Origin of the sequence: Salmonella sp. NW1250 (assembly GCF_051812965.1) — a bacterium.
Lineage (GTDB): Bacteria > Pseudomonadota > Gammaproteobacteria > Enterobacterales > Enterobacteriaceae > Salmonella > Salmonella enterica.
This window is the reverse complement of sequence record NZ_JAMNDD010000006.1, coordinates 259,650-283,284: the sequence shown is the minus strand read 5'-3', so window position 1 is coordinate 283,284 and position 23,635 is coordinate 259,650. Positions and strand designations below refer to the sequence as shown.

General features: G+C 53.2%; 29 protein-coding genes. 18 read left to right on the top strand and 11 right to left on the bottom strand.

Translation table 11 applies throughout. From position 1 onward, the window contains the following. The first annotated feature begins 20 nt into the window (after positions 1-20). On the top strand, positions 21-1,643 hold the full coding sequence (locus tag NBA72_RS13245) for an isovaleryl-CoA dehydrogenase (RefSeq protein WP_000118961.1): 1,623 nt from the start codon (positions 21-23) through the stop codon (positions 1,641-1,643). A 44-nt stretch (positions 1,644-1,687) separates the two neighbouring features. Here NBA72_RS13245 and yjfN read toward each other — a convergent pair whose 3' ends face one another. Next, positions 1,688-1,963, bottom strand: a complete 276-nt coding sequence (gene yjfN, locus NBA72_RS13240) for a DUF1471 family protease activator YjfN (protein WP_001518964.1) — start codon at positions 1,961-1,963, stop codon at positions 1,688-1,690. A 130-nt stretch (positions 1,964-2,093) separates the two neighbouring features. Further along, positions 2,094-2,423: a biofilm peroxide resistance protein BsmA gene (gene bsmA, locus NBA72_RS13235; protein ID WP_042947881.1), complete on the bottom strand. Its 330-nt coding sequence runs from the start codon at positions 2,421-2,423 to the stop codon at positions 2,094-2,096. A 183-nt stretch (positions 2,424-2,606) separates the two neighbouring features. Here bsmA and yjfP point away from each other — a divergent pair, with 183 nt between their 5' ends. Continuing rightward, the gene (yjfP, locus tag NBA72_RS13230; protein ID WP_000560304.1) at positions 2,607-3,356 is read left to right on the top strand and encodes an esterase; all 750 of its coding nucleotides are present in this window, start codon (positions 2,607-2,609) and stop codon (positions 3,354-3,356) included. Here yjfP and ulaR read toward each other — a convergent pair. Together ulaR and ulaG are read right to left on the bottom strand one after the other, a co-directional pair. After that, on the bottom strand, positions 3,353-4,108 hold the full coding sequence (gene ulaR / locus NBA72_RS13225) for an HTH-type transcriptional regulator UlaR (protein ID WP_000133618.1): 756 nt from the start codon (positions 4,106-4,108) through the stop codon (positions 3,353-3,355). The two genes, yjfP and ulaR, sit on opposite strands and share 4 nt — an antisense overlap. A gap of 104 nt (positions 4,109-4,212) precedes the next feature. Next, positions 4,213-5,277 carry an L-ascorbate 6-phosphate lactonase gene (ulaG, locus tag NBA72_RS13220; RefSeq protein ID WP_000049161.1) on the bottom strand — a complete coding sequence of 355 codons (1,065 nt, stop codon included), beginning with the start codon at positions 5,275-5,277 and terminating at the stop codon, positions 4,213-4,215. Between the two features lie 361 nt (positions 5,278-5,638). On the opposite strand from ulaG, the gene ulaA reads away from it, so the two are divergent. From ulaA to NBA72_RS13190, 6 genes are read left to right on the top strand one after another with little or no spacing between them, the layout of a single operon-like run. After that, positions 5,639-7,036: a PTS ascorbate transporter subunit IIC gene (gene ulaA, locus NBA72_RS13215; RefSeq protein ID WP_000404873.1), complete on the top strand. Its 1,398-nt coding sequence runs from the start codon at positions 5,639-5,641 to the stop codon at positions 7,034-7,036. 15 nt (positions 7,037-7,051) lie between these two features. After that, entirely contained in the window at positions 7,052-7,357 is a 306-nt protein-coding gene (ulaB, locus tag NBA72_RS13210) for a PTS ascorbate transporter subunit IIB (protein WP_000218358.1), read from the top strand. 9 nt (positions 7,358-7,366) lie between these two features. Continuing rightward, complete coding sequence (ulaC, locus tag NBA72_RS13205; protein ID WP_000776531.1) at positions 7,367-7,831, top strand: PTS ascorbate transporter subunit IIA; 465 nt, start codon at positions 7,367-7,369, stop codon at positions 7,829-7,831. Between the two features lie 13 nt (positions 7,832-7,844). Further along, positions 7,845-8,495: a 3-keto-L-gulonate-6-phosphate decarboxylase UlaD gene (gene ulaD / locus NBA72_RS13200; RefSeq protein ID WP_042947877.1), complete on the top strand. Its 651-nt coding sequence runs from the start codon at positions 7,845-7,847 to the stop codon at positions 8,493-8,495. Positions 8,496-8,504: 9 nt separating this feature from the next. Then, entirely contained in the window at positions 8,505-9,359 is an 855-nt protein-coding gene (gene ulaE, locus NBA72_RS13195; protein ID WP_000949530.1) for an L-ribulose-5-phosphate 3-epimerase UlaE, read from the top strand. Next, a complete protein-coding gene (locus tag NBA72_RS13190) occupies positions 9,359-10,045 on the top strand; it encodes an L-ribulose-5-phosphate 4-epimerase (protein WP_001170770.1) in 687 nt (228 codons plus the stop codon). Before ulaE ends, NBA72_RS13190 begins: the two co-directional genes overlap by 1 nt. A 128-nt stretch (positions 10,046-10,173) precedes the next feature. On the opposite strand, the gene yjfY is transcribed toward NBA72_RS13190, so the two are convergent. Then, on the bottom strand, positions 10,174-10,449 hold the full coding sequence (gene yjfY, locus NBA72_RS13185) for a DUF1471 family protein YjfY (protein WP_001529484.1): 276 nt from the start codon (positions 10,447-10,449) through the stop codon (positions 10,174-10,176). A gap of 193 nt (positions 10,450-10,642) precedes the next feature. On the opposite strand from yjfY, the gene NBA72_RS13180 reads away from it, so the two are divergent. The 6 genes from NBA72_RS13180 to NBA72_RS13155 all read left to right on the top strand — a co-directional run bounded on the left by NBA72_RS13180 (position 10,643) and on the right by NBA72_RS13155 (position 13,433). Beyond that, positions 10,643-10,849 carry a hypothetical protein gene (locus NBA72_RS13180; protein ID WP_024132254.1) on the top strand — a complete coding sequence of 69 codons (207 nt, stop codon included), beginning with the start codon at positions 10,643-10,645 and terminating at the stop codon, positions 10,847-10,849. A 70-nt stretch (positions 10,850-10,919) separates the two neighbouring features. After that, on the top strand, positions 10,920-11,315 hold the full coding sequence (gene rpsF, locus NBA72_RS13175; RefSeq protein ID WP_001216673.1) for a 30S ribosomal protein S6: 396 nt from the start codon (positions 10,920-10,922) through the stop codon (positions 11,313-11,315). Between the two features lie 6 nt (positions 11,316-11,321). Further along, a complete protein-coding gene (priB, locus tag NBA72_RS13170) occupies positions 11,322-11,636 on the top strand; it encodes a primosomal replication protein N (RefSeq protein ID WP_001519453.1) in 315 nt (104 codons plus the stop codon). A 4-nt stretch (positions 11,637-11,640) separates the two neighbouring features. Further along, on the top strand, positions 11,641-11,868 hold the full coding sequence (rpsR, locus tag NBA72_RS13165; protein ID WP_000135199.1) for a 30S ribosomal protein S18: 228 nt from the start codon (positions 11,641-11,643) through the stop codon (positions 11,866-11,868). Between the two features lie 41 nt (positions 11,869-11,909). Further along, positions 11,910-12,359, top strand: coding sequence for a 50S ribosomal protein L9 (rplI, locus tag NBA72_RS13160; RefSeq protein WP_001196065.1), 450 nt, complete (start codon positions 11,910-11,912; stop codon positions 12,357-12,359). Between the two features lie 147 nt (positions 12,360-12,506). Further along, the gene (locus NBA72_RS13155; RefSeq protein WP_042947875.1) at positions 12,507-13,433 is read left to right on the top strand and encodes a DMT family transporter; all 927 of its coding nucleotides are present in this window, start codon (positions 12,507-12,509) and stop codon (positions 13,431-13,433) included. Positions 13,434-13,482: 49 nt separating this feature from the next. On the opposite strand, the gene NBA72_RS13150 is transcribed toward NBA72_RS13155, so the two are convergent. Then, the gene (locus NBA72_RS13150) at positions 13,483-14,118 is read right to left on the bottom strand and encodes an OapA family protein (protein WP_001119448.1); all 636 of its coding nucleotides are present in this window, start codon (positions 14,116-14,118) and stop codon (positions 13,483-13,485) included. A 219-nt stretch (positions 14,119-14,337) separates the two neighbouring features. On the opposite strand from NBA72_RS13150, the gene fklB reads away from it, so the two are divergent. Both fklB and cycA read left to right on the top strand, forming a co-directional pair. Further along, complete coding sequence (fklB, locus tag NBA72_RS13145) at positions 14,338-14,958, top strand: FKBP-type peptidyl-prolyl cis-trans isomerase (protein ID WP_000235161.1); 621 nt, start codon at positions 14,338-14,340, stop codon at positions 14,956-14,958. A 295-nt stretch (positions 14,959-15,253) separates the two neighbouring features. Next, positions 15,254-16,663 (top strand): D-serine/D-alanine/glycine transporter, encoded by a 1,410-nt coding sequence (gene cycA / locus NBA72_RS13140; protein ID WP_000228322.1) that lies wholly within the window; start codon positions 15,254-15,256, stop codon positions 16,661-16,663. Positions 16,664-16,774: 111 nt separating this feature from the next. Here cycA and ytfE read toward each other — a convergent pair whose 3' ends face one another. From ytfE to NBA72_RS13125, 3 genes are all read right to left on the bottom strand, one after another. Continuing rightward, on the bottom strand, positions 16,775-17,437 hold the full coding sequence (gene ytfE, locus NBA72_RS13135; protein WP_000331471.1) for an iron-sulfur cluster repair protein YtfE: 663 nt from the start codon (positions 17,435-17,437) through the stop codon (positions 16,775-16,777). 102 nt (positions 17,438-17,539) lie between these two features. Continuing rightward, positions 17,540-18,505 carry a DMT family transporter gene (locus NBA72_RS13130; protein ID WP_000623290.1) on the bottom strand — a complete coding sequence of 322 codons (966 nt, stop codon included), beginning with the start codon at positions 18,503-18,505 and terminating at the stop codon, positions 17,540-17,542. 80 nt (positions 18,506-18,585) lie between these two features. Beyond that, the gene (locus NBA72_RS13125; RefSeq protein ID WP_042947873.1) at positions 18,586-19,434 is read right to left on the bottom strand and encodes an SDR family oxidoreductase; all 849 of its coding nucleotides are present in this window, start codon (positions 19,432-19,434) and stop codon (positions 18,586-18,588) included. Between the two features lie 87 nt (positions 19,435-19,521). Between NBA72_RS13125 and NBA72_RS13120 the strand changes: the two genes are divergently transcribed. Then, positions 19,522-19,908, top strand: a complete 387-nt coding sequence (locus NBA72_RS13120; protein ID WP_001201294.1) for a winged helix-turn-helix transcriptional regulator — start codon at positions 19,522-19,524, stop codon at positions 19,906-19,908. 57 nt (positions 19,909-19,965) lie between these two features. Here NBA72_RS13120 and NBA72_RS13115 read toward each other — a convergent pair whose 3' ends face one another. Continuing rightward, positions 19,966-21,909 carry a bifunctional 2',3'-cyclic-nucleotide 2'-phosphodiesterase/3'-nucleotidase gene (locus tag NBA72_RS13115; protein WP_000589375.1) on the bottom strand — a complete coding sequence of 648 codons (1,944 nt, stop codon included), beginning with the start codon at positions 21,907-21,909 and terminating at the stop codon, positions 19,966-19,968. A 267-nt stretch (positions 21,910-22,176) separates the two neighbouring features. Here NBA72_RS13115 and cysQ point away from each other — a divergent pair, with 267 nt between their 5' ends. Then, a complete protein-coding gene (gene cysQ / locus NBA72_RS13110) occupies positions 22,177-22,917 on the top strand; it encodes a 3'(2'),5'-bisphosphate nucleotidase CysQ (protein ID WP_000893398.1) in 741 nt (246 codons plus the stop codon). Here the strand turns inward: cysQ and NBA72_RS13105 are convergent. Continuing rightward, the gene (locus NBA72_RS13105) at positions 22,907-23,464 is read right to left on the bottom strand and encodes a YtfJ family protein (protein ID WP_042947870.1); all 558 of its coding nucleotides are present in this window, start codon (positions 23,462-23,464) and stop codon (positions 22,907-22,909) included. The genes cysQ and NBA72_RS13105 overlap by 11 nt on opposite strands. Positions 23,465-23,635: the final 171 nt, after the last annotated feature.

The following is a 23,635-nucleotide window of genomic DNA, read 5'->3' as shown; positions in this document are numbered from 1 at the left end:
CATTGAAGGAGGGAGACACCATGTCCTGGCAAACACATACCGTTTTTAATCAACCAGCTCCGCTCAATAACAGTAACTTATTCCTGTCTGATGGCGCGCTGTGTGAAGCGGTTTCCCGGGAAGGCGCGGGATGGGATAGCGATCTTCTCGCCAGTATTGGCCAACAACTGGGAACGGCGGAATCACTGGAACTGGGTCGTCTGGCGAACGCGCATCCTCCTGAGTTGCTGCGTTACGATCCCCAGGGACAGCGCCTGGATGACGTTCGCTTTCATCCCGCCTGGCACCTGTTGATGCAGGGGCTTTGCGCTAATCGGGTACATAACCTTGCCTGGGAGGAAGAGGCAAGGGCGGGAAGTTTTGTCGCCCGGGCGGCGCGTTTTGTATTACATGCTCAGGTAGAAGCGGGAACACTCTGTCCTGTCACGATGACCTTTGCCGCGACACCGTTGCTATTACAGATGCTTCCCGCCACTTTCCATGACTGGCTGGCGCCGCTGCGCAGCGATCGCTACGATTCGCATTTGCTGCCGGGCGGGCAAAAACGGGGCCTGCTTATCGGCATGGGAATGACGGAAAAGCAGGGCGGATCTGACGTACTCAGTAATACGACCCACGCGGAGCGGCTGGCGGATGATTCATATCGGCTGGTGGGACATAAATGGTTTTTCTCTGTGCCGCAAAGTGATGCGCACCTCGTGCTGGCGCAGGCAAAAGGAGGACTATCCTGTTTCTTTGTGCCGCGTTTCCTGCCAGACGGGCAACGGAACTCTGTTCGTCTTGAGCGCCTGAAAGATAAACTCGGTAATCGATCTAATGCCAGCGCCGAAGTCGAGTTTCAGGATGCCGTCGGCTGGCGGCTGGGAGAAGAGGGCGAAGGGATTCGGCATATCTTAAAGATAGGCGGTATGACGCGTCTTGATTGCGCGCTCGGGAGTCATGGCTTAATGCGGCGCGCATTTTCAGTCGCCATTTACCATGCTCATCAGCGTCAGGCTTTTGGTAAGCCGCTGATCGAACAACCGTTGATGCGACAAACCTTAAGTCGTATGGCGCTATGCCTGGAGGGGCAGACGGCGCTTTTGTTTCGGCTGGCGCGCGCCTGGGAGCAACGTCGCGAGGCGAAAGAGGCATTATGGGCGCGATTATTCACGCCAGCGGCGAAATTCGCCATCTGTAAGCAGGGAATCCCTTTTGTGGCTGAGGCGATGGAGGTTCTCGGCGGGATGGGGTATTGCGAAGAGAGCGAACTCCCGCGCCTGTACCGTGAAATGCCGGTGAACAGTATCTGGGAAGGTTCCGGCAATATCATGTGTCTGGATGTACTTCGGGTGCTGACAAAACAACACGGCGTCTATGACGTATTGAGTGAGGCTTTTGCGGAAGTCAAAGGCCAGGATCGCCATTACGACCGCGCGGTACGTCAGCTACAGCAACGTTTACGCAAACCGGACGAAGCAATGGGCAGAGAGATTACGCAGCAGCTTTTCTTGCTGGGATGCGGAGCGGAAATGCTGCGTCATGCCTCGCCGCCGCTGGCGCAAGCGTGGTGTCAGATGATGCTGGATACACGCGGCGAAATGCCGCTGCCTGCCCAGGTGCAAAATGATTTACTGTTAAGGGCGACCGGGGGACTGCGGTAACGTTTGACCTGTAGTACATGCCATCCGGCGCGAGCCACGCGGCATCAGGCATAGAGTATCGCCTGTACGCGCCAGTTATCCGACTGTTGTTCTTCATACATTTGAATAATTCTGTACCAGGACGCACCCTGTTCATCGGCTTTCAGGGCGATAATCCGCTCTACATCCTGTGGGTTTCCTGCAACATTACTGACCGAGATCAGGCCGATTTCATTCAGACCCGTTACGCAGTCAGCACTGGCGAATTCGGCAGACTGTGCCGTCGTACTCACCAGTCCGGCAGAAAGCAGCAGTGAGGATAAGGCAAGTTCTTGTTTCATCGTCAGCTCCTTATTACATACCCCGCATTTAACAGGACGCTCCATCACGGTAAACCTGTTTGTTTATTGTGCACAGGTAAACGCATAGGGACGCAAAGCAATGTAAAACTGACTAAAAATCAATCTACTGTTATTGACGATACAAAATGGCTTGTGAATACCACTGGCCGGTTACAACCGTTTCATCAACCATTAAGATAACGTAATAATCGACTTTCGCAGCGACGGCTTTCGCTCTGATTTCATCTATTGCATCATCCGGGGAGCCCCGAACCAGCGCGCTTACGGTCCCCATCCGCTGTAGTCCTTGCGTTTGATCGCGACGGATTTCCTGCGGGTGATCGGCGACAGGCGGCGCAGGTTGCGGCGTACCCTGCAGCACGCTACACGCGCTTAATAACAGCGCTGCTATCAATGAAGCAAACCGACGCATAACTCTATCTCGTTTCCTGATAATCATAGTGTAATGCCTTATTGATTTCCCTTTAGGGGGAATGTTCCCGAAGTGTTACCTGTCACGCGATTTTCGAATGAAAACGTTGCGAAAGCGTAACCCAGTTCTCAAACATTATGAATTATTGCGCTATCCATAAACTTGCGTTAAGTATTTCTCCGTGGCATACCGGATAAAAAGGAGAGAATAATGATAGCGATTGAAACACGACAATTAGCCGGAGGCGTCGTACTACATGCCTTCCCGGAAGGGAAACGCGCCGTGCCGCTTCCCTGTGTGGTGTTCTATCATGGCTTCACCTCCTCCAGCCTGGTTTATAGTTATTTTGCCGTTGCCCTGGCACAGGCAGGATTCCGGGTAGTCATGCCGGATGCGCCGGAGCATGGCGCTCGCTTCGGCGGCGACTCACAGGGACGAATACACCGATTCTGGCAGATTCTGCACCAAAACATGCAGGAATTTACGACGTTACGTGCGGCGATTCAGGCGGAAAACTGGCTACTTGACGGGCGGTTGGCGGTGGGCGGCGCATCCATGGGCGGTATGACGGCGTTGGGCATTATGACGCGTCACCGAGAGGTAAAATGCGGGGCCAGTTTAATGGGGTCGGGCTATTTTACCGGGCTCGCCCGGACGCTTTTCCCGCCGTTATCCCCGCAGAACCCGGCACAGCAGGCGGAATTCGACAATATCATCGCGCCACTACGTGAATGGGAAGTCACACACCAGTTAGAGCGACTGGCCGACAGGCCGCTTCTGTTGTGGCATGGTCAGGAGGATGACGTGGTGCCTGCTATCGAAACCTTCCGGCTCCAGCAGGCACTCGCCGGGGCGAAGCTGGATAAGCATGTGACCTGTTTATGGGCCGCAGGCGTGCGGCATCGCATTACGCCAGAAGCGTTGTCGGCGACGGTAGCGTTTTTCCGACAGCATCTTTAAACGCGGAGTATGCTTACACCCTGGGCTTCAAGCTGTTGCAAAACCTGCGGATTGGCATTTTTGCCGGTAATCAGCATAGCGATCTGATCGGCGCGGCTGAACAGCATCCCCGCGCGCTCGCCAATTTTACTGCTATCGACCAGCGCGACCAGTTTCCCGACGACGCTGAGCATTTTTTGTTCCGCCATGGCGGTTAGCATATCGGTCTTGTACAGGCCATCCGCAGTTAAGCCCTTTCCGCTGGTAAACATCCAGTGGCCAGCATAGAGACTGTTTTCACTTCCCTGCGGGCTCAGGGTAATCGACTGGCTTTTGTTGTACTGACCCCCCATGATAATCACGCTGTCATGCTCTTGATCGATCAGATAATTCGCCAGCGGCAGATAGTTGGTAATGATCTGTACCGGCTTCCCGCACATTTCGCGCCCCAGCAGGAAAGCGGTGGAGCCGCAGTTAATCACTACGCTCTCACCCGGGTTTACCAGCTGCGACGCCGCTTTCGCGATGCGTACTTTTTCATCGTGGTTTTGCGCCTGGTGCAGATTCATCGGCGTCCAGCGGGGCCGTTGTTGGGTAATGGCCTCTGCACCGTTGCGCACTTTTTTAAGTTTCCCGCTTTCGTCGAGCTTGTTGATGTCGCGGCGCGCTGTCGCCGGGGAGATCCCCAGACGCTCAATCACGTTTTCGACGGTAACAAAGCCCAACTGTGCCAGCATATCCAGCAGTATTTGATGTCTTTGTGCTTCAGTCATGAGCTATTCCGATACAAATTGATTTGAAAAGATGATATTTGAAATAGCCTGGAAATACTAAAGTAAATGGAAAAAATGCCGGGTAATCCCGGCATGATATCGACTCACAGGAAGGATTTGAACGGTAGATCGGGTTCAATGGTAAAGCAATCGTCAAACCCACGCGGATAGTGGTATTCGAAATTGTCTTTATCCAGCGGCCAGGTAAACTTGCCGCCAACCTGCCAGATAAACGGTTTAAAACCATACTTCAGGCGATCTTTCTTCATTTCCCATAGCACGCGGATCTCTTGCGGATCGGCCTGGAAGTTCGACCAGATATCGTGATGGAACGGGATCACCACTTTGGTATTCAGCGATTCCGCCATGCGTAGAATATCCGCGCTGGTCATTTTGTCCGTAATACCGCGCGGGTTTTCACCGTAAGAACCAAGCGCGACATCAATTTGATGTTCGTTGCCGTGTTTCGCGTAGTAGTTGGAATAGTGAGAATCGCCGCTGTGATAGAGATTGCCGCCCGGCGTTTTAAACAGATAGTTAACCGCGCGTACATCCATGCCGTCCGGCAGTACGCCAGCGGCTTTCTGATCGGCGGGCAGGGTGATTAATGCGGTGCGGTCAAAGGCATCAAGCGCGTGAATTTCAATATCTTTCACTTTCACGACATCGCCCGGTTTTACCACGATGCAGCGTTCTTTCGGCACGCCCCAGCCAACCCATAAATCTACGCAGGTCTGCGGGCCGATAAACGGAACATCATCGGCGCAATTCTGCATTACGGCAGCCGCGACATTGACGTCAATGTGATCGTTATGGTCGTGGGTCGCCAGTACGGCGTCAATCTGACGGATAGCGAAAGGATCGAGAACAAACGGCGTGGTGCGCAGGTTAGGCTGTAATTTTTTGACGCCAGCCATACGCTGCATCTGATGGCCGGTTTTCATCAACGGATTACCGTGGCTCTGTTTACCGGTACCGCACCAGAAATCGACGCATACGTTAGTGCCGCCTTCAGATTTTAGCCAGATACCGGTACAGCCCAGCCACCACATAGCGAACGTACCCGGCGCGACCTGCTCTTGCTCAATCTCTTCGTTCAGCCAGCTTCCCCACTCCGGAAACGTGCTCAGAATCCATGATTCACGCGTGATGCTTTGTACTTTACTCATCGCATTTACCTTCATGTTTGTTCAAAATGGTTCAAAACGTGATTTGTTTTGATTAATCCTGACACTATTTTCTCAAGAAGGCAATGGGCTATTTTTTGACTTTTGGGTAGGGGATAACGCAGTCAGGAGAAAATTTAATCTTGCCTGGCGTCATGGGGATGTATCCATCTTTATGATTTTACTTATTTAATGAAAAAATGAGTTACCTATAAGTAAACCATGTATTAAGTGCGCTAATTATTTGCGCGCTACGTCACATTTAATCAAATTCAATCTTGTTGTGATTACTTTTGAAAATTACAGTGAGGGGACATTATCCTGAGCGCCTGTGACTCAGCAACCTCGTTTACCGGAGATCGTTATGGAGATCCTCTACAACATCTTTACCATTTTCTTTAATCAGGTAATGACCAATGCCCCGCTATTACTGGGTATTGTGACCTGCCTGGGCTATATCCTGCTGCGTAAAAGCGTCAGCGTGATCATCAAAGGGACGATCAAAACCATCATTGGCTTCATGCTGCTACAGGCCGGGTCCGGCATTCTGACCAGCACCTTTAAACCGGTGGTGGCGAAAATGTCTGAGGTCTACGGCATCAACGGCGCGATTTCCGATACCTATGCTTCGATGATGGCAACGATCGAACGGATGGGTGATGCGTATAGTTGGGTAGGCTACGCGGTGTTGCTCGCGCTGGCGCTGAATATTTGTTACGTCTTGTTGCGACGCATTACCGGTATTCGCACCATCATGTTGACCGGGCACATCATGTTCCAGCAGGCGGGGCTGATTGCGGTCTCTTTCTATATCTTCGGCTATTCCATGTGGACCACCATTATCTGCACGGCGATACTGGTTTCCCTGTACTGGGGTATTACCTCCAACATGATGTACAAGCCGACTCAGGAAGTGACGGACGGCTGCGGTTTCTCCATCGGTCACCAGCAGCAGTTTGCTTCCTGGATTGCCTATAAAGTCGCGCCGTTCCTGGGCAAAAAAGAGGAAAGCGTTGAAGACCTCAAACTGCCGGGCTGGCTGAACATTTTCCATGACAACATCGTCTCCACGGCGATTGTAATGACCATCTTCTTTGGTGCCATTCTGCTCTCCTTTGGTATCGATACCGTACAGGCGATGGCGGGTAAAACCCACTGGACAATCTATATCCTGCAAACCGGTTTCTCCTTTGCGGTGGCGATCTTCATCATCACCCAGGGCGTGCGTATGTTTGTCGCCGAACTCTCTGAGGCCTTTAACGGTATCTCCCAGCGTCTGATTCCGGGCGCAGTACTGGCGATTGACTGTGCGGCTATTTATAGCTTCGCGCCGAACGCGGTGGTCTGGGGCTTTATGTGGGGCACCATCGGCCAGCTGATTGCGGTTGGCATCCTGGTTGCCTGCGGCTCCTCGATCCTGATTATTCCTGGCTTTATCCCGATGTTCTTCTCTAACGCCACTATCGGCGTGTTCGCTAACCACTTCGGCGGCTGGCGTGCGGCGCTGAAGATTTGTCTGGTGATGGGGATGATCGAAATCTTTGGTTGCGTCTGGGCGGTGAAACTCACGGGGATGAGCGCCTGGATGGGTATGGCGGACTGGTCGATTCTGGCACCGCCGATGATGCAGGGCTTCTTCTCCCTCGGTATCGCCTTTATGGCCGTCATCATTGTAATTGCACTGGCTTATATGTTCTTCGCTGGCCGCGCACTGCGCGCAGAAGAAGATGCAGAAAAACAACTGGCAGAACAGTCTGCTTAATAAGGAGTTTTGATTATGACCGTACGTATTCTGGCTGTGTGTGGCAACGGACAGGGCAGTTCCATGATCATGAAAATGAAAGTGGACCAGTTTTTAACCCAATCAAACATTGACCACACGGTAAACAGCTGCGCGGTTGGCGAGTACAAAAGCGAGTTGAGCGGCGCGGATATCATCATCGCTTCTACCCATATTGCAGGCGAAATCAGCGTGACCGGCAACAAATATGTGGTTGGCGTGCGCAACATGCTGTCGCCTGCGGATTTTGGCCCGAAACTGCTGGAAGTGATCAAAGAACATTTCCCGCAAGACGTGAAGTAAGGATGCAACATGAAATTACGTGATTCACTGGCGGAGAATAATTCTATCCGCCTGCAGGCTGAAGCGAATACCTGGCAGGAAGCCGTCAAGATCGGCGTCGATTTACTGGTGGCTGCCGACGTGGTAGAGCCGCGCTATTACCAGGCGATTCTGGATGGCGTTGAGCAGTTTGGCCCCTATTTTGTGATTGCCCCCGGCCTGGCGATGCCGCATGGCCGCCCGGAAGAAGGGGTCAAGAAAACCGGTTTTTCTCTGGTGACGCTGAAAAAGCCGCTGGAGTTTAATCACGAAGATAACGACCCGGTCGATATTCTGATCACCATGGCGGCAGTAGACGCCAATACCCATCAGGAAGTAGGCATCATGCAGATCGTTAATCTGTTTGAAGACGAAGCTAATTTTGACCGTTTACGCGCCTGCCGTACCGCGCAGGAAGTCCTGGATCTCATTGACCGCACCAACGCGGCAGCTTAAGAAGGAATTGAACATGTCATTACCAATGTTGCAGGTCGCGCTGGACAACCAGACTATGGATAGCGCTTATGAAACCACTCGCCTGATTGCCGAAGAAGTCGACATTATCGAAGTGGGCACCATTCTGTGCGTGGGCGAAGGCGTGCGTGCGGTTCGCGATCTGAAAGCGCTCTATCCGCACAAAATTGTGCTGGCGGACGCCAAAATTGCCGATGCCGGTAAAATCCTCTCCCGTATGTGTTTCGAAGCCAACGCGGACTGGGTGACCGTGATTTGCTGTGCGGATATCAACACCACAAAAGGCGCGCTGGATGTGGCGAAAGAGTTCAACGGCGACGTGCAGATCGAACTGACCGGTTACTGGACCTGGGAACAGGCGCAGCAGTGGCGTGATGCGGGTATTCAGCAAGTGGTTTATCACCGCAGCCGTGACGCGCAGGCGGCAGGCGTGGCGTGGGGCGAGGCGGATATTACCGCGATTAAACGGCTCTCCGATATGGGCTTTAAAGTGACCGTGACCGGCGGGCTGGCGCTGGAAGACCTGCCGCTGTTCAAAGGCATTCCGATCCATGTCTTTATCGCGGGGCGTAGCATTCGCGATGCCGAATCGCCGGTAGAAGCCGCACGGCAGTTCAAACGCTCCATTGCCCAACTGTGGGGCTAAGGAGCGGCTATGCTGTCGAAACAAATTCCGCTCGGCATCTATGAAAAAGCGCTCCCTGCCGGGGAGTGCTGGCTGGAGCGCCTGCGGCTGGCGAAAACGCTGGGTTTTGACTTCGTTGAAATGTCGGTGGACGAGACCGACGCCCGACTGGCGCGGCTCGACTGGAGTCGCGAGCAGCGCCTGGCGCTGGTGAGCGCGGTTGCTGAAACCGGCGTGCGCGTGCCGTCCATGTGTCTGAGCGCGCATCGTCGTTTTCCGCTCGGTAGCGAAGATGACGCGGTACGGGCGCAGGGGCTGGAGATTATGCGTAAAGCGATTCAGTTTGCGCAGGACGTCGGGATTCGCGTCATTCAACTGGCGGGGTACGACGTTTACTATCAGCAGGCCAATGACGAAACGCGTTGCCGCTTCCGCGATGGGTTAAAAGAGAGCGTTGATATGGCCAGCCGCGCCCAGGTGACGCTGGCGATGGAGATCATGGATTATCCATTGATGAATTCCATCAGTAAAGCGCTGGGCTATGCTCACTACCTCAATAACCCGTGGTTCCAGCTCTATCCGGATATCGGCAATCTGTCTGCCTGGGATAACGACGTACAGATGGAGCTACAGGCGGGAATCGGGCATATCGTCGCGGTACACGTCAAAGATACTAAACCCGGCGTGTTCAAAAATGTGCCGTTTGGCGAAGGCGTTGTCGATTTCGAACGCTGCTTCGAAACGCTCAAACAGAGTGGCTATTGCGGGCCCTATCTGATTGAGATGTGGAGCGAAACAGCAGAGAACCCGGCGGCAGAGGTAGCGAAAGCGCGTGACTGGGTGAAAGCGCGCATGGCCAGCGCCGGTCTGGTGGAGGCAGCCTAATGCAAAAGCTCAAGCAGCAGGTATTTGACGCTAACATGGATTTGCCCCGTTATGGACTGGTGACGTTTACCTGGGGCAACGTCAGCGCTATCGATCGCGAACGCGGGCTGGTGGTAATTAAGCCAAGCGGTGTCGCCTATGAAACCATGAAGGTAGATGACATGGTGGTGGTGGATATGGATGGCAAAGTAGTGGAGGGTCGTTATCGTCCTTCTTCCGATACCGCTACCCATCTGGCGCTGTATCAACGCTATCCGTCGCTTGGCGGCGTCGTTCATACCCACTCCACCCACGCCACGGCATGGGCGCAGGCGGGGATGGCTATTCCGGCGCTCGGTACCACGCACGCGGACTATTTCTTTGGCGATATTCCTTGTACCAGAGCGTTAAGCGAAGAAGAAGTGCAGGGCGAGTACGAGCTGAACACCGGTAAGGTGATCATCGAAACGCTGGGCGAGGTGGAACCGCTGCATACGCCAGGCATTGTCGTGTATCAACACGGGCCGTTCGCCTGGGGGAAAGATGCGCACGATGCGGTACATAACGCGGTCGTCATGGAGGAAGTGGCAAAAATGGCGTGGATTGCGCGCGGCATTAACCCGGCGCTGAATCCCATCGACGATTATCTGATGAACAAGCACTTCATGCGTAAGCATGGCCCGAATGCGTATTACGGGCAGAAGTGAAGTATGAGCTCCGGAATGTGAATATTATCGGGATGTCACAGGTCTAATTCCGGAGCCATCTTTCCGCGAAAAAAGCCCCCTGTTCAGGGGGCAAATCAACTATGGCTTTTTCGTTGGTTTTCCTGATGCTAGCGATAAATATTCGCGCTGGCGTGTATATTGCCATTGCTACCCGGTTCCCGGATAAGTATGACGTGATAATACATTGCGTTTCGCACGTCGGCCTCTTCATTCAGCGCCAGATTGGCTTCACTTTCCGTGGCGAAGTTGTGGTTGATGTAGATCACGCCTAAGCTGCGCACATCATCCATATTTCTGGCCTGATGATTATTTAACTCGATGGCTGCCGTTGCCGTTATGCCAGGCAAAAGCGCAGCCAGAAATAACATTATCCGGGCTCGCATAGAGTACCTCCTCAGCAGCGCGGTCTGGTTGGCGATATCCCCCTTTAGTGAATCGCTTCTGGTTTAATTTTAACCATAACCCGCCGCAGAGATGGCGACCTTTTCTGATGCTGTTGTTCAAAAAATTATCGCATTGTCGTTTTTTACCTGATTAACAACCCGTTGATGTATGCCGCTATGTTTAAGAAACCCTGTGTGGCAAAAAAGTGCGCTGCCCACAGTGTCAATTTCTCTGCCGCAACAGGCCGTTTATAGTGGCATGCGATATGAAGTTAATATCTCAGCAGCAAAATGCGACGGGACAGGCGTTACGTTCGGCACGATAAATAATTGTACAATCACCTTGAGTTTGCCCGCAGGCGCCAGTATTATAACGCGTCATTTTTCAGCCGACCTTTAACACGTTCCTTGCCTCCATGGGCCGCGGCTGACCCAGACAGGAGGCTGAATAATCCGTAAGGAGCAATTCGATGCGTCATTACGAAATCGTTTTTATGGTCCATCCTGACCAGAGCGAACAGGTTCCGGGTATGATCGAGCGTTACTCTGCCGCCATCACTGGCGCAGAAGGCAAGATCCACCGTCTGGAAGACTGGGGCCGCCGTCAGCTGGCTTACCCGATCAACAAACTGCACAAAGCGCACTACGTTCTGATGAACGTTGAAGCGCCGCAGGAAGTGATCGATGAGCTGGAAACTACTTTCCGCTTCAACGATGCCGTTATCCGCAGCATGGTTATGCGTACTAAGCACGCTGTTACCGAAGCTTCTCCGATGGTTAAAGCGAAAGACGAGCGCCGTGAGCGTCGCGATGATTTCGCTAACGAAACCGCAGATGATGCTGAAGCTGGGGATTCTGAAGAGTAATTTCTGATGACCAACCGTCTGGCGTTGTCCGGCACCGTGTGCAGGGCCCCCCTTCGAAAGGTCAGTCCATCAGGAATTCCGCATTGCCAGTTCGTGCTTGAGCATCGTTCTGTGCAAGAGGAAGCCGGCTTTCACCGGCAGGCGTGGTGCCAAATGCCCGTTATTGTTAGCGGACACGAAAACCAGGCCATTACTCACAGTATAACGGTCGGCAGCCGCATAACCGTTCAGGGGTTTATTTCTTGCCACAAGGCAAAGAACGGTCTGAGCAAAATGGTTCTGCATGCCGAGCAGATTGAATTGATAGATTCTGGAGACTAGCCATATGGCACGTTATTTCCGTCGTCGCAAGTTCTGCCGTTTCACCGCGGAAGGCGTTCAAGAGATCGACTATAAAGATATCGCTACGCTGAAAAACTACATCACCGAAAGCGGTAAGATTGTCCCAAGCCGTATCACCGGTACCCGTGCAAAATACCAGCGTCAGCTGGCTCGCGCTATCAAACGCGCTCGCTACCTGTCTCTGCTGCCGTACACTGATCGCCATCAGTAATCGGTCACGGTCCATTAATACGACTTTGAGAGGATAAGGTAATGCAAGTTATTCTGCTTGATAAAGTAGCAAACCTGGGTAGCCTGGGTGATCAGGTTAACGTTAAAGCGGGCTATGCTCGTAACTTCCTGGTACCACAGGGTAAAGCTGTTCCGGCTACCAAGAAAAACGTTGAATACTTCGAAGCACGTCGCGCTGAACTGGAAGCTAAACTGGCTGACGTTCTGGCTGCTGCAAATGCACGCGCAGAGAAAATCAACGCCCTGGAAACCGTTACTATCGCGTCTAAAGCAGGCGACGAAGGTAAACTGTTCGGTTCCATCGGTACTCGCGACATCGCTGACGCTGTGACTGCAGCTGGCGTTGACGTGGCTAAGAGCGAAGTTCGTCTGCCGAACGGCGTTCTGCGTACCACTGGCGAACACGAAGTGAACTTCCAGGTTCACAGCGAAGTATTCGCAAAAGTTATCATCAACGTGGTTGCTGAGTAATCAGTCATTCTCGTTTTTGCTAGCAACGAAACGTCGGCCCAGCGCCGGCGTTTTGCTTTTTTAACCCCATCGCTTTTCGACTGGCTATCTCCCCCTCTTTTCGCGATAATCAAAAATAAAACATTATTTTAATTTCTTGGTGAAAGAATGGATACCCAACGCCAGGCCTCCCCGTTTGCCCGCAAAAACGTCGTTTATGTGTGTGCCGCATTTTGTTGCCTGCTATGGGGCAGCGCTTATCCAGCCATCAAAAGCGGTTATGACCTCTTTCAGATAGCCACCGATGATATCCCTTCTAAAATTGTTTTTGCTGGTTATCGTTTTTTATTTGCGGGTGGGTTGCTGCTACTGTTCGTGCTGCTTCAGCGTAAACCGATTGGTCGGTTTCGTCCGCGCCAGTTTGCTCAGTTAACGTTACTGGGGCTGACTCAGACGTCGCTACAATATCTCTTTTTCTATATCGGCCTTGCGTTCACCTCCGGCGTGAAAGGCTCAATCATGAACGCGACAGGCACATTCTTCAGCGTATTGCTGGCGCACTTTATTTATCAGAACGACCGATTGAGCTACAACAAAACGCTCGGTTGTATTCTGGGCTTTGCGGGCGTCATGGTGGTGAACGTCAGCAACGGCCTGGATTTCAGCTTTAATCTGCCGGGAGAAGGCTCCGTGGTGCTGGCGGCGTTTATTCTTTCTGCGGCCACGTTGTATGGCAAACGTCTCTCGCAGACGGTCGATCCGATGGTCATGACTGGCTATCAATTGGGGATTGGCGGTCTGGTACTGGTCTTTGGCGGTTACGTTTTTGGCGGTACGCTGACGATACATGGCTTCTCGTCGGTGGCGATTTTAGTCTACCTGACGCTGCTCTCGTCGGTCGCTTTTGCGCTATGGAGCATTTTACTCAAATATAATCGCGTGGGGATGATTGCGCCGTTTAACTTTCTGATCCCGGTTTCCGGCGCGGCTCTTTCGGCTATTTTTCTCGGCGAGAATATATTGGAGTGGAAATACATGATTGCGCTGGTGCTGGTGTGTTCGGGGATTTGGTGGGTGAATAAGGTGAAGCGGTAATGCTTCACCTGAACGAATAGGGTATAGGCGGGGTAAGGCGCAGCCGGCGTTACTGTGCGCGAATAAAACTGCCGTCAGGCTGACGCGTAAACAGCACCTGTTGACCGTTATCGCCATCTATCGTTAAACCTGTCACCACCCCGCTGGCATTCTGGCGAATTTTAATCATTTGACCATTTTTGAGGTTACTCAGCGGTTTGCCAGCGCCTTCTACCTGCGCCATTGCATAAACGTCTGTCGGGGGCAGTCCGTGGTCACGGAACAGTTGCGCCAGAGTTTTACCAGACTCTACCCGGTACGAGCGCCACTGTTGACCGATGCCGCTATCCTGCTGGAAAGGCTGCGTTTGCGGCTGGTTTTGTTCTTCCGGCTGGCCTTCCTGGATAGGTTCCGGCGCAACGGGCGCCACCTGATCCGGATCGTTTTGCGGCGCCACCAGTTGCGCCTGAAGCTGGGCCTCCGTCGGCGGCTGTGATTGCGATTGCAGATCCAATTGCGCTTCCCGCGTGACGACAGGCGAGTCGCTGGTCTCGCTGGCGGGCAGCAGGAAGCCGATCACCAGCACGATAGCGGCAATGATAATGCCACGACGATGCATAGGCGGCAGCGGCTCCATGATGCGAAAATTATCCGGCGCGTGCCAGATTTTCGCCAGGGTTGGTTTTAATTCAAAGCGCCCGGGCATGGTTTACCTCCTGCTCCGCATCTCGTTCCTTAATCATAGAGTATAGATGGCTAACGCTATGATACTGGTAGTGCTATCCGCTTTCGTGACATCAATACGGATAATCTATTGTTTCTTTTTCCCTGCGATTTGTCATCCTCCCTGAGACAAAGTTTTACCAGAAGAAGCGTGGCTGTTATGCTGCCCGCTACTTTTTTGATATCCAATGAAGGAAAAATAATGGCCACCCCGACTTTTGACACTATTGAAGCGCAAGCGAGCTACGGCATTGGTTTGCAGGTAGGGCAGCAGCTCAGCGAATCCGGTCTTGAAGGGCTGTTGCCTGAAGCGCTGGTTGCAGGCATTGCTGATGCGCTGGAAGGTAAACACCCGGCGGTTCCTGTTGATGTGGTGCATCGTGCGCTGCGTGAAATTCATGAGCGTGCGGACGCGGTGCGTCGTGAGCGTTTCAAAGCGATGGCGGCCGAAGGCGTGAAATACCTGGAAGAAAACCGCGAAAAAGACGGTGTGAACAGTACTGAGTCTGGTTTACAGTTCCGCGTTCTGACGCAGGGCGAAGGCGCGATTCCGGCGCGTACCGACCGCGTACGCGTGCATTACACCGGTAAGCTTATTGATGGCACCGTATTTGACAGCTCCGTCGCGCGCGGCGAGCCGGCTGAATTCCCGGTAAATGGCGTGATCGCCGGCTGGATTGAAGCGCTGACTCTGATGCCGGTAGGTTCCAAATGGGAACTGACTATCCCACAGGAGCTGGCCTATGGCGAGCGTGGGGCCGGGGCATCTATTCCGCCATTCAGCACCCTGGTGTTTGAGGTGGAACTGCTGGAAATTCTGTAAGCGCCCCGGGTTTGCCGGATGACGGCGTAAACGCCTTATCCGGCAATCCTGACTTCAGCAGATGCCAATATTTTATTTTGCAAATGGCGTCGTTACGTGTATTTTTGTGAGCTAATTCGCATTATCAAAGTGATATAACACTCATTTTAAACATAAAATTAACATTGTATTTGAATCTGAGTATTCATCCCGCCGATTCTTACCTAATATCGATGAGTCCTGATAACAGGATCGTCGTATCATAGACCAAAGGCCGTAGAGCCCGCACAACACAGACAGGTACAGGAAGAAAAACATGGTAGATCAGGTAAAAGTCGCAGCCGACGAACAGGCTCCGGCTGAACAGTCGCTACGGCGCAATCTTACAAACCGTCATATACAGCTTATCGCTATTGGCGGCGCTATTGGTACCGGTCTGTTTATGGGATCGGGTAAAACGATCAGTCTCGCCGGACCGTCGATCATTTTTGTGTATATGATCATCGGTTTTATGCTTTTTTTCGTGATGCGCGCCATGGGGGAATTGCTGCTCTCGAATCTGGAATATAAATCGTTTAGCGATTTTGCTTCTGACCTGCTTGGCCCCTGGGCGGGATATTTCACCGGCTGGACGTACTGGTTTTGCTGGGTAGTGACCGGTATGGCTGACGTGGTGGCGATTACCGCCTACGCGCAGTTCTGGTTTCCCGGCCTTTCCGATTGGGTCGCCTCGCTGGCGGTAGTGATCCTGCTGCTAAGCCTCAACCTCGCCACCGTTAAAATGTTTGGTGAAATGGAATTTTGGTTTGCTATGGTCAAAATCGTCGCCATCGTGGCGTTGATTGTGGTCGGGCTGGTGATGATTGCGATGCACTTTAAATCGCCGACCGGCGTTGAAGCGTCTTTCGCGCATCTGTGGAATGACGGCGGCTGGTTCCCGAAAGGTATTAGCGGGTTCTTTGCCGGTTTCCAGATCGCGGTGTTCGCCTTCGTGGGCATTGAGCTGGTCGGTACTACCGCCGCAGAAACTAAAGATCCGGAAAAATCGCTGCCGCGCGCGATTAACTCAATACCGATCCGTATCATCATGTTCTACGTCTTTGCGCTGATTGTCATTATGTCGGTGACGCCGTGGAGTTCCGTGGTGCCGGATAAGAGCCCGTTTGTCGAGCTGTTTGTACTGGTGGGTCTGCCTGCCGCCGCGAGCGTGATCAACTTTGTTGTGCTGACCTCGGCGGCGTCTTCCGCCAACAGCGGCGTCTTCTCGACCAGCCGTATGCTGTTTGGCCTGGCGCAAGAAGGCGTGGCGCCAAAAGCGTTCGCTAAGCTATCAAAACGCGCGGTACCGGCGAAAGGCCTGACCTTCTCCTGTATCTGCCTGCTGGGCGGCGTGGTTATGCTGATGGTCAACCCGAGCGTGATTGGCGCATTCACCATGATCACTACGGTTTCGGCTATCCTGTTTATGTTTGTCTGGACCATCATTCTGTGTTCATACCTGGTGTACCGCAAAAAGCGTCCCCACCTGCATGAAAAATCCATCTATAAGATGCCGCTCGGTAAGCTGATGTGCTGGGTCTGCATGGCGTTCTTTGCATTCGTGCTGGTATTACTGACGCTGGAAGACGATACGCGCCAGGCGCTGATCGTGACGCCGCTGTGGTTTATCGCGTTGGGTCTGGGCTGGCTGTTGATAGGTAAGAAACGGATGGCGGGAATGCGTTAATTGTTTTGCCCGGTGGCGCTGGCGCTTACCGGGCTTACAGCGTAGCGTTGATTTGGAGGCCGGATAAGGCGCCGTTTACAGCCGCCATCCGGCAAAATGCCCGGCTGGCGATTATTCCCCGGCCAGCGCGCGTGGGAACAGCACGTTATTCTCCAGGCTGATGTGCTCCATCAGATCATCAATCATCTCATTAATGCCGTTATACATCGCTTTCCAGGTGGTGCAGGCTTCTGGCGGCGGCGTTACATTTTGGGTGACGTGTTTGATGACGTCTACCAGCTCTCCCGCCTCGTCATGCTCGCTTTCCATTACGCTTATCGGGCCCGTTGCCTGGCGACCCATACCCTGTTTGATCATTGGGAACAGGATCTGTTCTTCTTTCATCATATGGCTGGAAAGCTCTTCATGCAGCGCGGTGAGATATTTTGTCAGGCCGCGTGGGACGTTTGGCTTATCCGCGTGGACGCGTTCCACTTTGGTTGCCTGCAGGATAAGCTCCGGCAGTTGCTCGCGGTGTCGGTCATGATAGCGCACAACGATATGGTCAATAATGTCTGCCAGCGGAACGGCGCGCCAGTCTTTTTCGATGGGCTGTTCAGCCAACTGCGCCAGTTGCGCTTCAATGATGTCAATATCGACGTCGTGACGCGCGGCGGCGCGCGCCAGCGTCTGTTTTCCGCCGCAGCAGTAATCCATATCGTACTGGCGAAACAGCGCCGATGCGCGGGGAATAGAGAGCGCCAGTTCGCCTAAAGGTTGATCGCGATAAGCCATAGCCGTTACCTCATTTGCAATAATATAAGTTGTATTTTAAATGCATCTTTAAGGCGAGGCTATAACTCTTTCGGGGTGCGTATAATTTAAGCGAGTATGAAATTAGCGTTCCGTGACCGGAACGACGGTCGCTTTTTCCGGTTTCGCTCTCACGGCAATGACCACGCCCGCTACCAGGAGCGCAATGCCGCTTAACGTCAGGAATGGCGGGATTTCCTGGCGCAGAATGAAGGTATAGAGCAGTCCCGCCAACGTCTCAAAAACAATCAGCGGCCCTAAAATAACGGTTGGCAATTTTTGGCTGGCGATATTCCAGCACAGCGCGCCCACCCAGGAACACAGCACCGCGATGGCGATCATCAGACCGATAAACAGCGCGGGATGCGGGCCAAAGGGCAGGGTAAACAACGGTTTCTGGATACTCAGCCACAGACAGACCGCCGCATAGCCGATTAACGAGACCGGCAGCGTAACCAGCGCCTGCGCCGTTGCCCACATCATGGGATGTTTGTCGGGATTTTCCCGCAGCCAGCGGGCGTTGCGCAGCGCATACCATGCCCAGCACGCTACGGAAATCAGCGCCAGCACAATGCCTGAACCATAGCGCCAGCCGCTAACATCGGATAATCCCTGACTAAGTTCAGCAATATTGACGCACAGCAGGCCAAAACCGATAAGCGCCAGCGCGGGCGCTAAACGCCGCCAGGATAATCTGCCGTCTCGTTGGCTATAGAGAACGTTAGCGAAAAGCGGAATGACGACCGGCAATGTCCCGATGATCATCGTCGACACCGGCGCGCCGGTTCGCTGAATGGCGCTGGCGAGGCAGGCGTAATAGATTACATTGCCCATCAGGGTCAGCGACAGGGCGGTGGACCAGTCTTTGCGCGTCAACTGGCGTAACCGCGTGCGGCCTAGCCAGGCAATCGGCAGGGCAATCAGCCCCAGCGCCAGATAGCGTCCCATTGACTGTAAGAGGGCCGGGTAATCCGGCACGATTAACGGGCCGACGAAAATCAATCCCCACATTAGCCCTGCCAGCAGGGCGTATAGCACGCCGCTAATCATCAGATTCTCCTCATAAACCGTTCCGTCATTATCAGAGAAGGTCTATGAGGATGCCACATAAATTAACTAAATTTTAACACTTACAGTACGGAGCGAAGGCTTTCTGTGAGCGTCGTCGTCGGGCGACCGATGAGTTTACGCAGCGTATGGCTGTCATCAAACAGGCCGCCTTTCGCCGCGCCAGCGTCAGAATTGGCCAACATATCCGCCAGTCCGTCAGGCAGGCCTGCGCCTTTCAGCGCGGCGGCAAAATCGACTTCGCTCAGGTTCTGGTAGACGATTTTTTTTCCGCTCTGATGAGTAAGTTCATCCGCCAACTGGCTTAATGTCCAGGCGCCATCACCCGACAGCTCGTAGACATTCCCGGCGTGACCCTCTTCACGGATGACGCGCGCGGCGGCGGCGGCATAGTCAGCGCGCATTGCGGAGGCGATTTTCCCTTCTCCCGCCGCGCCAATAAAGACGCCATGTTTCAGCGCGGCAGGGACGCTCGCCAGGTAGTTTTCCGTATACCAGCCGTTACGTAATAGCGTGTGAGGAATACCTGACTCAGCCAGCATCTTTTCCGTTTCAATATGTTCATCGGCGAGCGCCAGCGGCGATTTATCCGCATGTAGCAGGCTGGTATAGGCGATGAATTTCACCTTCGCGGCAATGGCGGCCTGAATAACGTTGCGGTGCTGCGCGGTGCGTTGTCCCACTTCGCTGGATGATATAAGCAGCAGTTTATCAACGCCCTGTAAGGCGGTGGTCAGCGCGGCTTCGTTAGCGTAATCCGCCTGGCGAACGGCAATCCCGCGCTGACTGAGCGGGGCGGCTTTTTTCGGGTTACGGACGATCGCGATGAGGTGACTGGCGGGCGTCGTTTTTAGCAGGTTTTCAATAACGTGTTGGCCCAGTTGGCCTGTTGCGCCAGTGATAGCAATCATGGTGAACTCCTCAGTGTTGGTCTTGTGTTTTATTACGCTACCACCTAAACTTACTTTTAGTAAGTACGTACAAAAAGGTAAGTATCAATGCGCGCTCATACTCTTTCCCGGCAGTTGCGTGAAGGCAATCTCTTTGCTGAACAGTGCCCGTCCCGTGAGGTGTTAAAACATGTCACCAGTCGCTGGGGCGTACTGATTCTGGTCGCGTTACGCGATGGTACACACCGTTTTAGCGACCTGCGCCGCAAGATGGGAGGCGTGAGTGAAAAGATGCTGGCGCAGTCGTTACAGGCGCTTGAACAGGACGGATTTCTCAACCGGGTGTCATATCCAGTTGTTCCGCCGCATGTGGAGTACAGCCTGACGCCGCTTGGCGAGCAGGTGAGTGATAAAGTCGCCGCGCTGGCGGACTGGATAGAACTGAATTTGCCCCAGGTATTGGCGCAGCGGGACCGTTTATCAGATGACGGCTAGCGCTTTATTCGGCCTGCCAGTCAGGCCGAATAAACGCAGCGCCATACGGGACACACGTTACTTGCTTAAATCCACCTGATAAATGGCAAAACCGATATCATCGACGGCAACCTTCTTCATCGGATACTGCCCTTTCGCTTTAATGAAGGCAGCGGCTTTATCGCCTGGCGATGTTTCAAAGCGGATATCCAGCGCCGTATCGCTGTGGATTGGCGCCAGACGCCAGTTATTATCCGCCGCCGGATGGATTTCGCCCGCGCGTTTTGACTCTGCGCCAATCCATGCCGCCAGCACGGCGCGATTTTCATCCGGAGACGCAAAGGCGATATGGCTGTCGCCCGTGCCGGCAAACTTGCCGCCGTAAGCGCGATAGTTATTCGTGGCGACCAGGAACGTAGCGTTCGGGTCGACAGGCTTACCGTTAAAGGTCAGGTTTTTAATACGTTCCGCCTGCGGATTCACCATCTGGCATTCGCCATCATAGCGGGCGGGCTGTGACACATCGATTTGATAATTCACGCCGTCAATGACATCGAAATTATAGGTGCGAAAGCCATCCCAATTGATCAACGATTGCGGTTTGTTGCTGTGAATATCAATCTGATTAAATTGTCCGGCAGAACATTCCAGCCACTCTTTTACCTCCTTGCCGCTGGCTTTCACCACCACCAGCGTATTCGGATAGAGATAAAGATCGGCGGCGTTACGGAAGGTCAACTGGCCTTTTTCCACCTCGACAAAGCTGGCAGGATCGTTCTTACGCCCGCCAACTTTAAACGGCGCGGCGGCGGACAGCACCGGCAGTTTCGCCAGATCCGGATCGCCCTGAATAAAGTGTTCCACATACGCTTTTTGCGCGTTATTCACCACCTGTACGGTAGGATCGTCCTGCACCAGAGCAAGATAACTGTACATATTATCGGCGGATTTACCGATGGGCTTGCTGACAAACTCGCGGGTGGCATCGTGATCGGCTTTCAGAATATTGACCAGCTTACTGTCTTCCGCTGCCAGCGACTTTTTAGCGGCGGCGTCATAGATAGGCCGCGCTTCCGCTTTCGCCTGCGTAACCTGCCATTTGCCGCTGTCGTTATTGAGCACCAGATCGACCACTCCCAGATGGTCGCCCCACATGCCTGGCATTACCGCAGGAATGCCGTTAAGCGTACCTTTGGCGATATCCGCGCCTTTGATGTCGGCAAAATCTTTACCGGGGAAGACGGCGTGGGCGTGGCCAAACATAATCGCGTCGACGCCGGGAACTTCGCTGAGGTAATAAACCGAGTTTTCCGCCATGCTGTGGTACGGATCGGCAGAAAGGCCTGAGTGAGCAATGACTACCACGATATCAGCGCCTTTCTCGCGCATTTCGGGCACATATTTCCGGGCGGTTTCCGTAATGTCATTGACGGTAACTTTGCCGCTCAGGTTCGCTTTATCCCAAATCATGATTTGCGGCGGAACAAAGCCGATATAGCCGATTTTCAGAGTTTGCGGGTTGCCGTCTTTATCAATAACGTTCGTCTCTTTAATCAGATAAGGCGTAAAGAGCGGCTTTTGGGTTTTAACGTCGATAATATTGGCGTTAACATAAGGGAATTTCGCGCCGGCCAGCGCGTTATGCAGATAGTCCAGACCATAATTAAACTCATGGTTGCCGAGGTTCCCAACCGCGTAATCCAGAGTGTTGAGCGCTTTATAGACCGGGTGAATATCACCGTCTTTGAGCCCTTTTGCCGCCATATAATCGCCCAGAGGGCTCCCCTGAATCAGGTCGCCGTTATCCACCAGCACGCTGTTTTTGACTTCATTTCGGGCGGCATGAATCAAACTTGCGGTACGTACCAATCCGAATTTTTCGGTTGCGGTATCCTTGTAATAATCGAAATCCATCATGTTGCTATGTAAATCAGTAGTTTCCATGATACGGAGATCGACGGTGGCCGCATTCACGCTGGCGGCGATCAGCGTAGCCAGAAGCGTTGCACTAAACTTAATCATCAGAGGCACCTTTTAAGAACGCAATAGAAAAGCCGGATAGTGAAAAATAGCGATGATAAACAGTGAAACCCGATATCGTTCCGACCGTCGCCAGAAGAAGGCGAAACCGCCCCATCCGGCCGATTTTTTGCGAGTGTTCACAGAAGGGTGAATCATGCCATGAAAGGTATTATCAAAACCGCAGACGGTATCACAGTTGGCGGAACCCTTAACGATCGGGTATAAGTAAAACAACGAGTTAACGCCCCCGTCATAAAGAGGTGGAGAATGTTAGAACAAGTATGCCAGCTTGCACGGAACGCGGGCGATGCCATTATGCAGGTTTATGATGGAGCCAAACCGATGGAGTACGCCCGCAAGCAGGACGATTCTCCAGTCACTGCGGCGGATATCGCCGCACATACCGTGATTCTCGAAGGGTTACGCACGCTCACGCCGGATATTCCGGTGCTTTCAGAAGAAGATCCGCCTGCCTGGGAAGTGCGCCAGCACTGGCAGCGCTACTGGCTGGTCGATCCGCTCGACGGCACCAAAGAGTTCATCAAGCGCAATGGCGAATTCACGGTCAATATCGCGCTGATTGAGCAGGGCAAACCGGTGTTGGGCGTGGTCTATGCGCCGGTGCTGAAAGTGATGTACTACGCGGCGGAAGGTAAGGCCTGGAAAGAGGAGTGCGGAGTGCGTAAGCAGATTCAGGTCCGGGATGCCCGCCCGCCGCTGGTGGTGATTAGCCGTTCGCATACGGATGATGAACTCACCGAATATCTCCAACAGCTTGGCGAACATCAGACAACTTCTATTGGTTCCTCGCTGAAATTCTGTCTTGTGGCGGAAGGCCAGGCGCAGCTTTACCCCAGATTTGGGCCGACCAGCGTCTGGGACACTGCCGCAGGTCATGCCATTGCTGTTGCAGCCGGGGCGCACGTTCACGACTGGCAGGGAAAAACGCTGGACTATACCCCTCGTGAGTCGTTCCTTAACCCCGGCTTCCGGGTGACTATTTACTGAGGAGCTTATGCAGCAGGTCGACCACCTGCTGTACCTCTTGCTGGGTTAACGCGCCATCTTTCACCCATTGAACCCGACCGTCTTTGTCAAGCACGATGACGGCGGACCCCTCTTCTTTTAATTGCCAGGCGTTACGCGCCACGCCATTGCTGTCGACAATAAATTGCGACCACGGGTAGAGCTTTTTATTACTTTCTATACTGCTACGCACGAACATACCGGAGCCGGGGATCGCATCATCGGTGTTCACAATTGTGGTCGTCTGGTATCTGTCATGCGGAAACCCGGCGGATTTAATCGCTTCAATCAGCGTGGCGTTTTTTTCCTTCGCTGACGTTCGACCCGCAATGTGCAGCAGGACGCGCACTTTTCCCGCCAGTTGCGCGCTATTCCAGTTTTTATAACTAAACTCATCTTTATTCAACGTCAGTTCGCCACGATCGGCAATGCCTACCGGCGGCACCCGTTGGTTAACTTCAAGGTTATGCGCACAAGCCATTATGGGGAGTAGCAGACACGACATCGCCAGAATTTTACGTAGGGTCATGGTCATTCCTTCTTTATTTTTTTGCAGGTGATCCGACCACTTTGGGCCGATAGTTAATCATATGTGCGATTGATGCTTTTTCCCGCAAAGGGGATGCCAGTTTGCGGGCGGGCGCACACTTCCTGTGAAAAATGAAGGCATATACTGAGAAAAATGAGCTGATGTTTAGAT

Coding starts and splice junctions, on each gene's coding strand:
- NBA72_RS13245 (WP_000118961.1), top strand. CDS start 21: ATGTCCTGGCAAACACATACCGTTTTTAATCAACCAGCTCCGCTCAAT.
- yjfN (WP_001518964.1), bottom strand. CDS start 1,963: ATGAAACAAGAACTTGCCTTATCCTCACTGCTGCTTTCTGCCGGACTG.
- bsmA (WP_042947881.1), bottom strand. CDS start 2,423: ATGATTATCAGGAAACGAGATAGAGTTATGCGTCGGTTTGCTTCATTG.
- yjfP (WP_000560304.1), top strand. CDS start 2,607: ATGATAGCGATTGAAACACGACAATTAGCCGGAGGCGTCGTACTACAT.
- ulaR (WP_000133618.1), bottom strand. CDS start 4,108: ATGACTGAAGCACAAAGACATCAAATACTGCTGGATATGCTGGCACAG.
- ulaG (WP_000049161.1), bottom strand. CDS start 5,277: ATGAGTAAAGTACAAAGCATCACGCGTGAATCATGGATTCTGAGCACG.
- ulaA (WP_000404873.1), top strand. CDS start 5,639: ATGGAGATCCTCTACAACATCTTTACCATTTTCTTTAATCAGGTAATG.
- ulaB (WP_000218358.1), top strand. CDS start 7,052: ATGACCGTACGTATTCTGGCTGTGTGTGGCAACGGACAGGGCAGTTCC.
- ulaC (WP_000776531.1), top strand. CDS start 7,367: ATGAAATTACGTGATTCACTGGCGGAGAATAATTCTATCCGCCTGCAG.
- ulaD (WP_042947877.1), top strand. CDS start 7,845: ATGTCATTACCAATGTTGCAGGTCGCGCTGGACAACCAGACTATGGAT.
- ulaE (WP_000949530.1), top strand. CDS start 8,505: ATGCTGTCGAAACAAATTCCGCTCGGCATCTATGAAAAAGCGCTCCCT.
- NBA72_RS13190 (WP_001170770.1), top strand. CDS start 9,359: ATGCAAAAGCTCAAGCAGCAGGTATTTGACGCTAACATGGATTTGCCC.
- yjfY (WP_001529484.1), bottom strand. CDS start 10,449: ATGCGAGCCCGGATAATGTTATTTCTGGCTGCGCTTTTGCCTGGCATA.
- rpsF (WP_001216673.1), top strand. CDS start 10,920: ATGCGTCATTACGAAATCGTTTTTATGGTCCATCCTGACCAGAGCGAA.
- priB (WP_001519453.1), top strand. CDS start 11,322: ATGACCAACCGTCTGGCGTTGTCCGGCACCGTGTGCAGGGCCCCCCTT.
- rpsR (WP_000135199.1), top strand. CDS start 11,641: ATGGCACGTTATTTCCGTCGTCGCAAGTTCTGCCGTTTCACCGCGGAA.
- rplI (WP_001196065.1), top strand. CDS start 11,910: ATGCAAGTTATTCTGCTTGATAAAGTAGCAAACCTGGGTAGCCTGGGT.
- NBA72_RS13155 (WP_042947875.1), top strand. CDS start 12,507: ATGGATACCCAACGCCAGGCCTCCCCGTTTGCCCGCAAAAACGTCGTT.
- NBA72_RS13150 (WP_001119448.1), bottom strand. CDS start 14,118: ATGCCCGGGCGCTTTGAATTAAAACCAACCCTGGCGAAAATCTGGCAC.
- fklB (WP_000235161.1), top strand. CDS start 14,338: ATGGCCACCCCGACTTTTGACACTATTGAAGCGCAAGCGAGCTACGGC.
- cycA (WP_000228322.1), top strand. CDS start 15,254: ATGGTAGATCAGGTAAAAGTCGCAGCCGACGAACAGGCTCCGGCTGAA.
- ytfE (WP_000331471.1), bottom strand. CDS start 17,437: ATGGCTTATCGCGATCAACCTTTAGGCGAACTGGCGCTCTCTATTCCC.
- NBA72_RS13130 (WP_000623290.1), bottom strand. CDS start 18,505: ATGATTAGCGGCGTGCTATACGCCCTGCTGGCAGGGCTAATGTGGGGA.
- NBA72_RS13125 (WP_042947873.1), bottom strand. CDS start 19,434: ATGATTGCTATCACTGGCGCAACAGGCCAACTGGGCCAACACGTTATT.
- NBA72_RS13120 (WP_001201294.1), top strand. CDS start 19,522: ATGCGCGCTCATACTCTTTCCCGGCAGTTGCGTGAAGGCAATCTCTTT.
- NBA72_RS13115 (WP_000589375.1), bottom strand. CDS start 21,909: ATGATTAAGTTTAGTGCAACGCTTCTGGCTACGCTGATCGCCGCCAGC.
- cysQ (WP_000893398.1), top strand. CDS start 22,177: ATGTTAGAACAAGTATGCCAGCTTGCACGGAACGCGGGCGATGCCATT.
- NBA72_RS13105 (WP_042947870.1), bottom strand. CDS start 23,464: ATGACCCTACGTAAAATTCTGGCGATGTCGTGTCTGCTACTCCCCATA.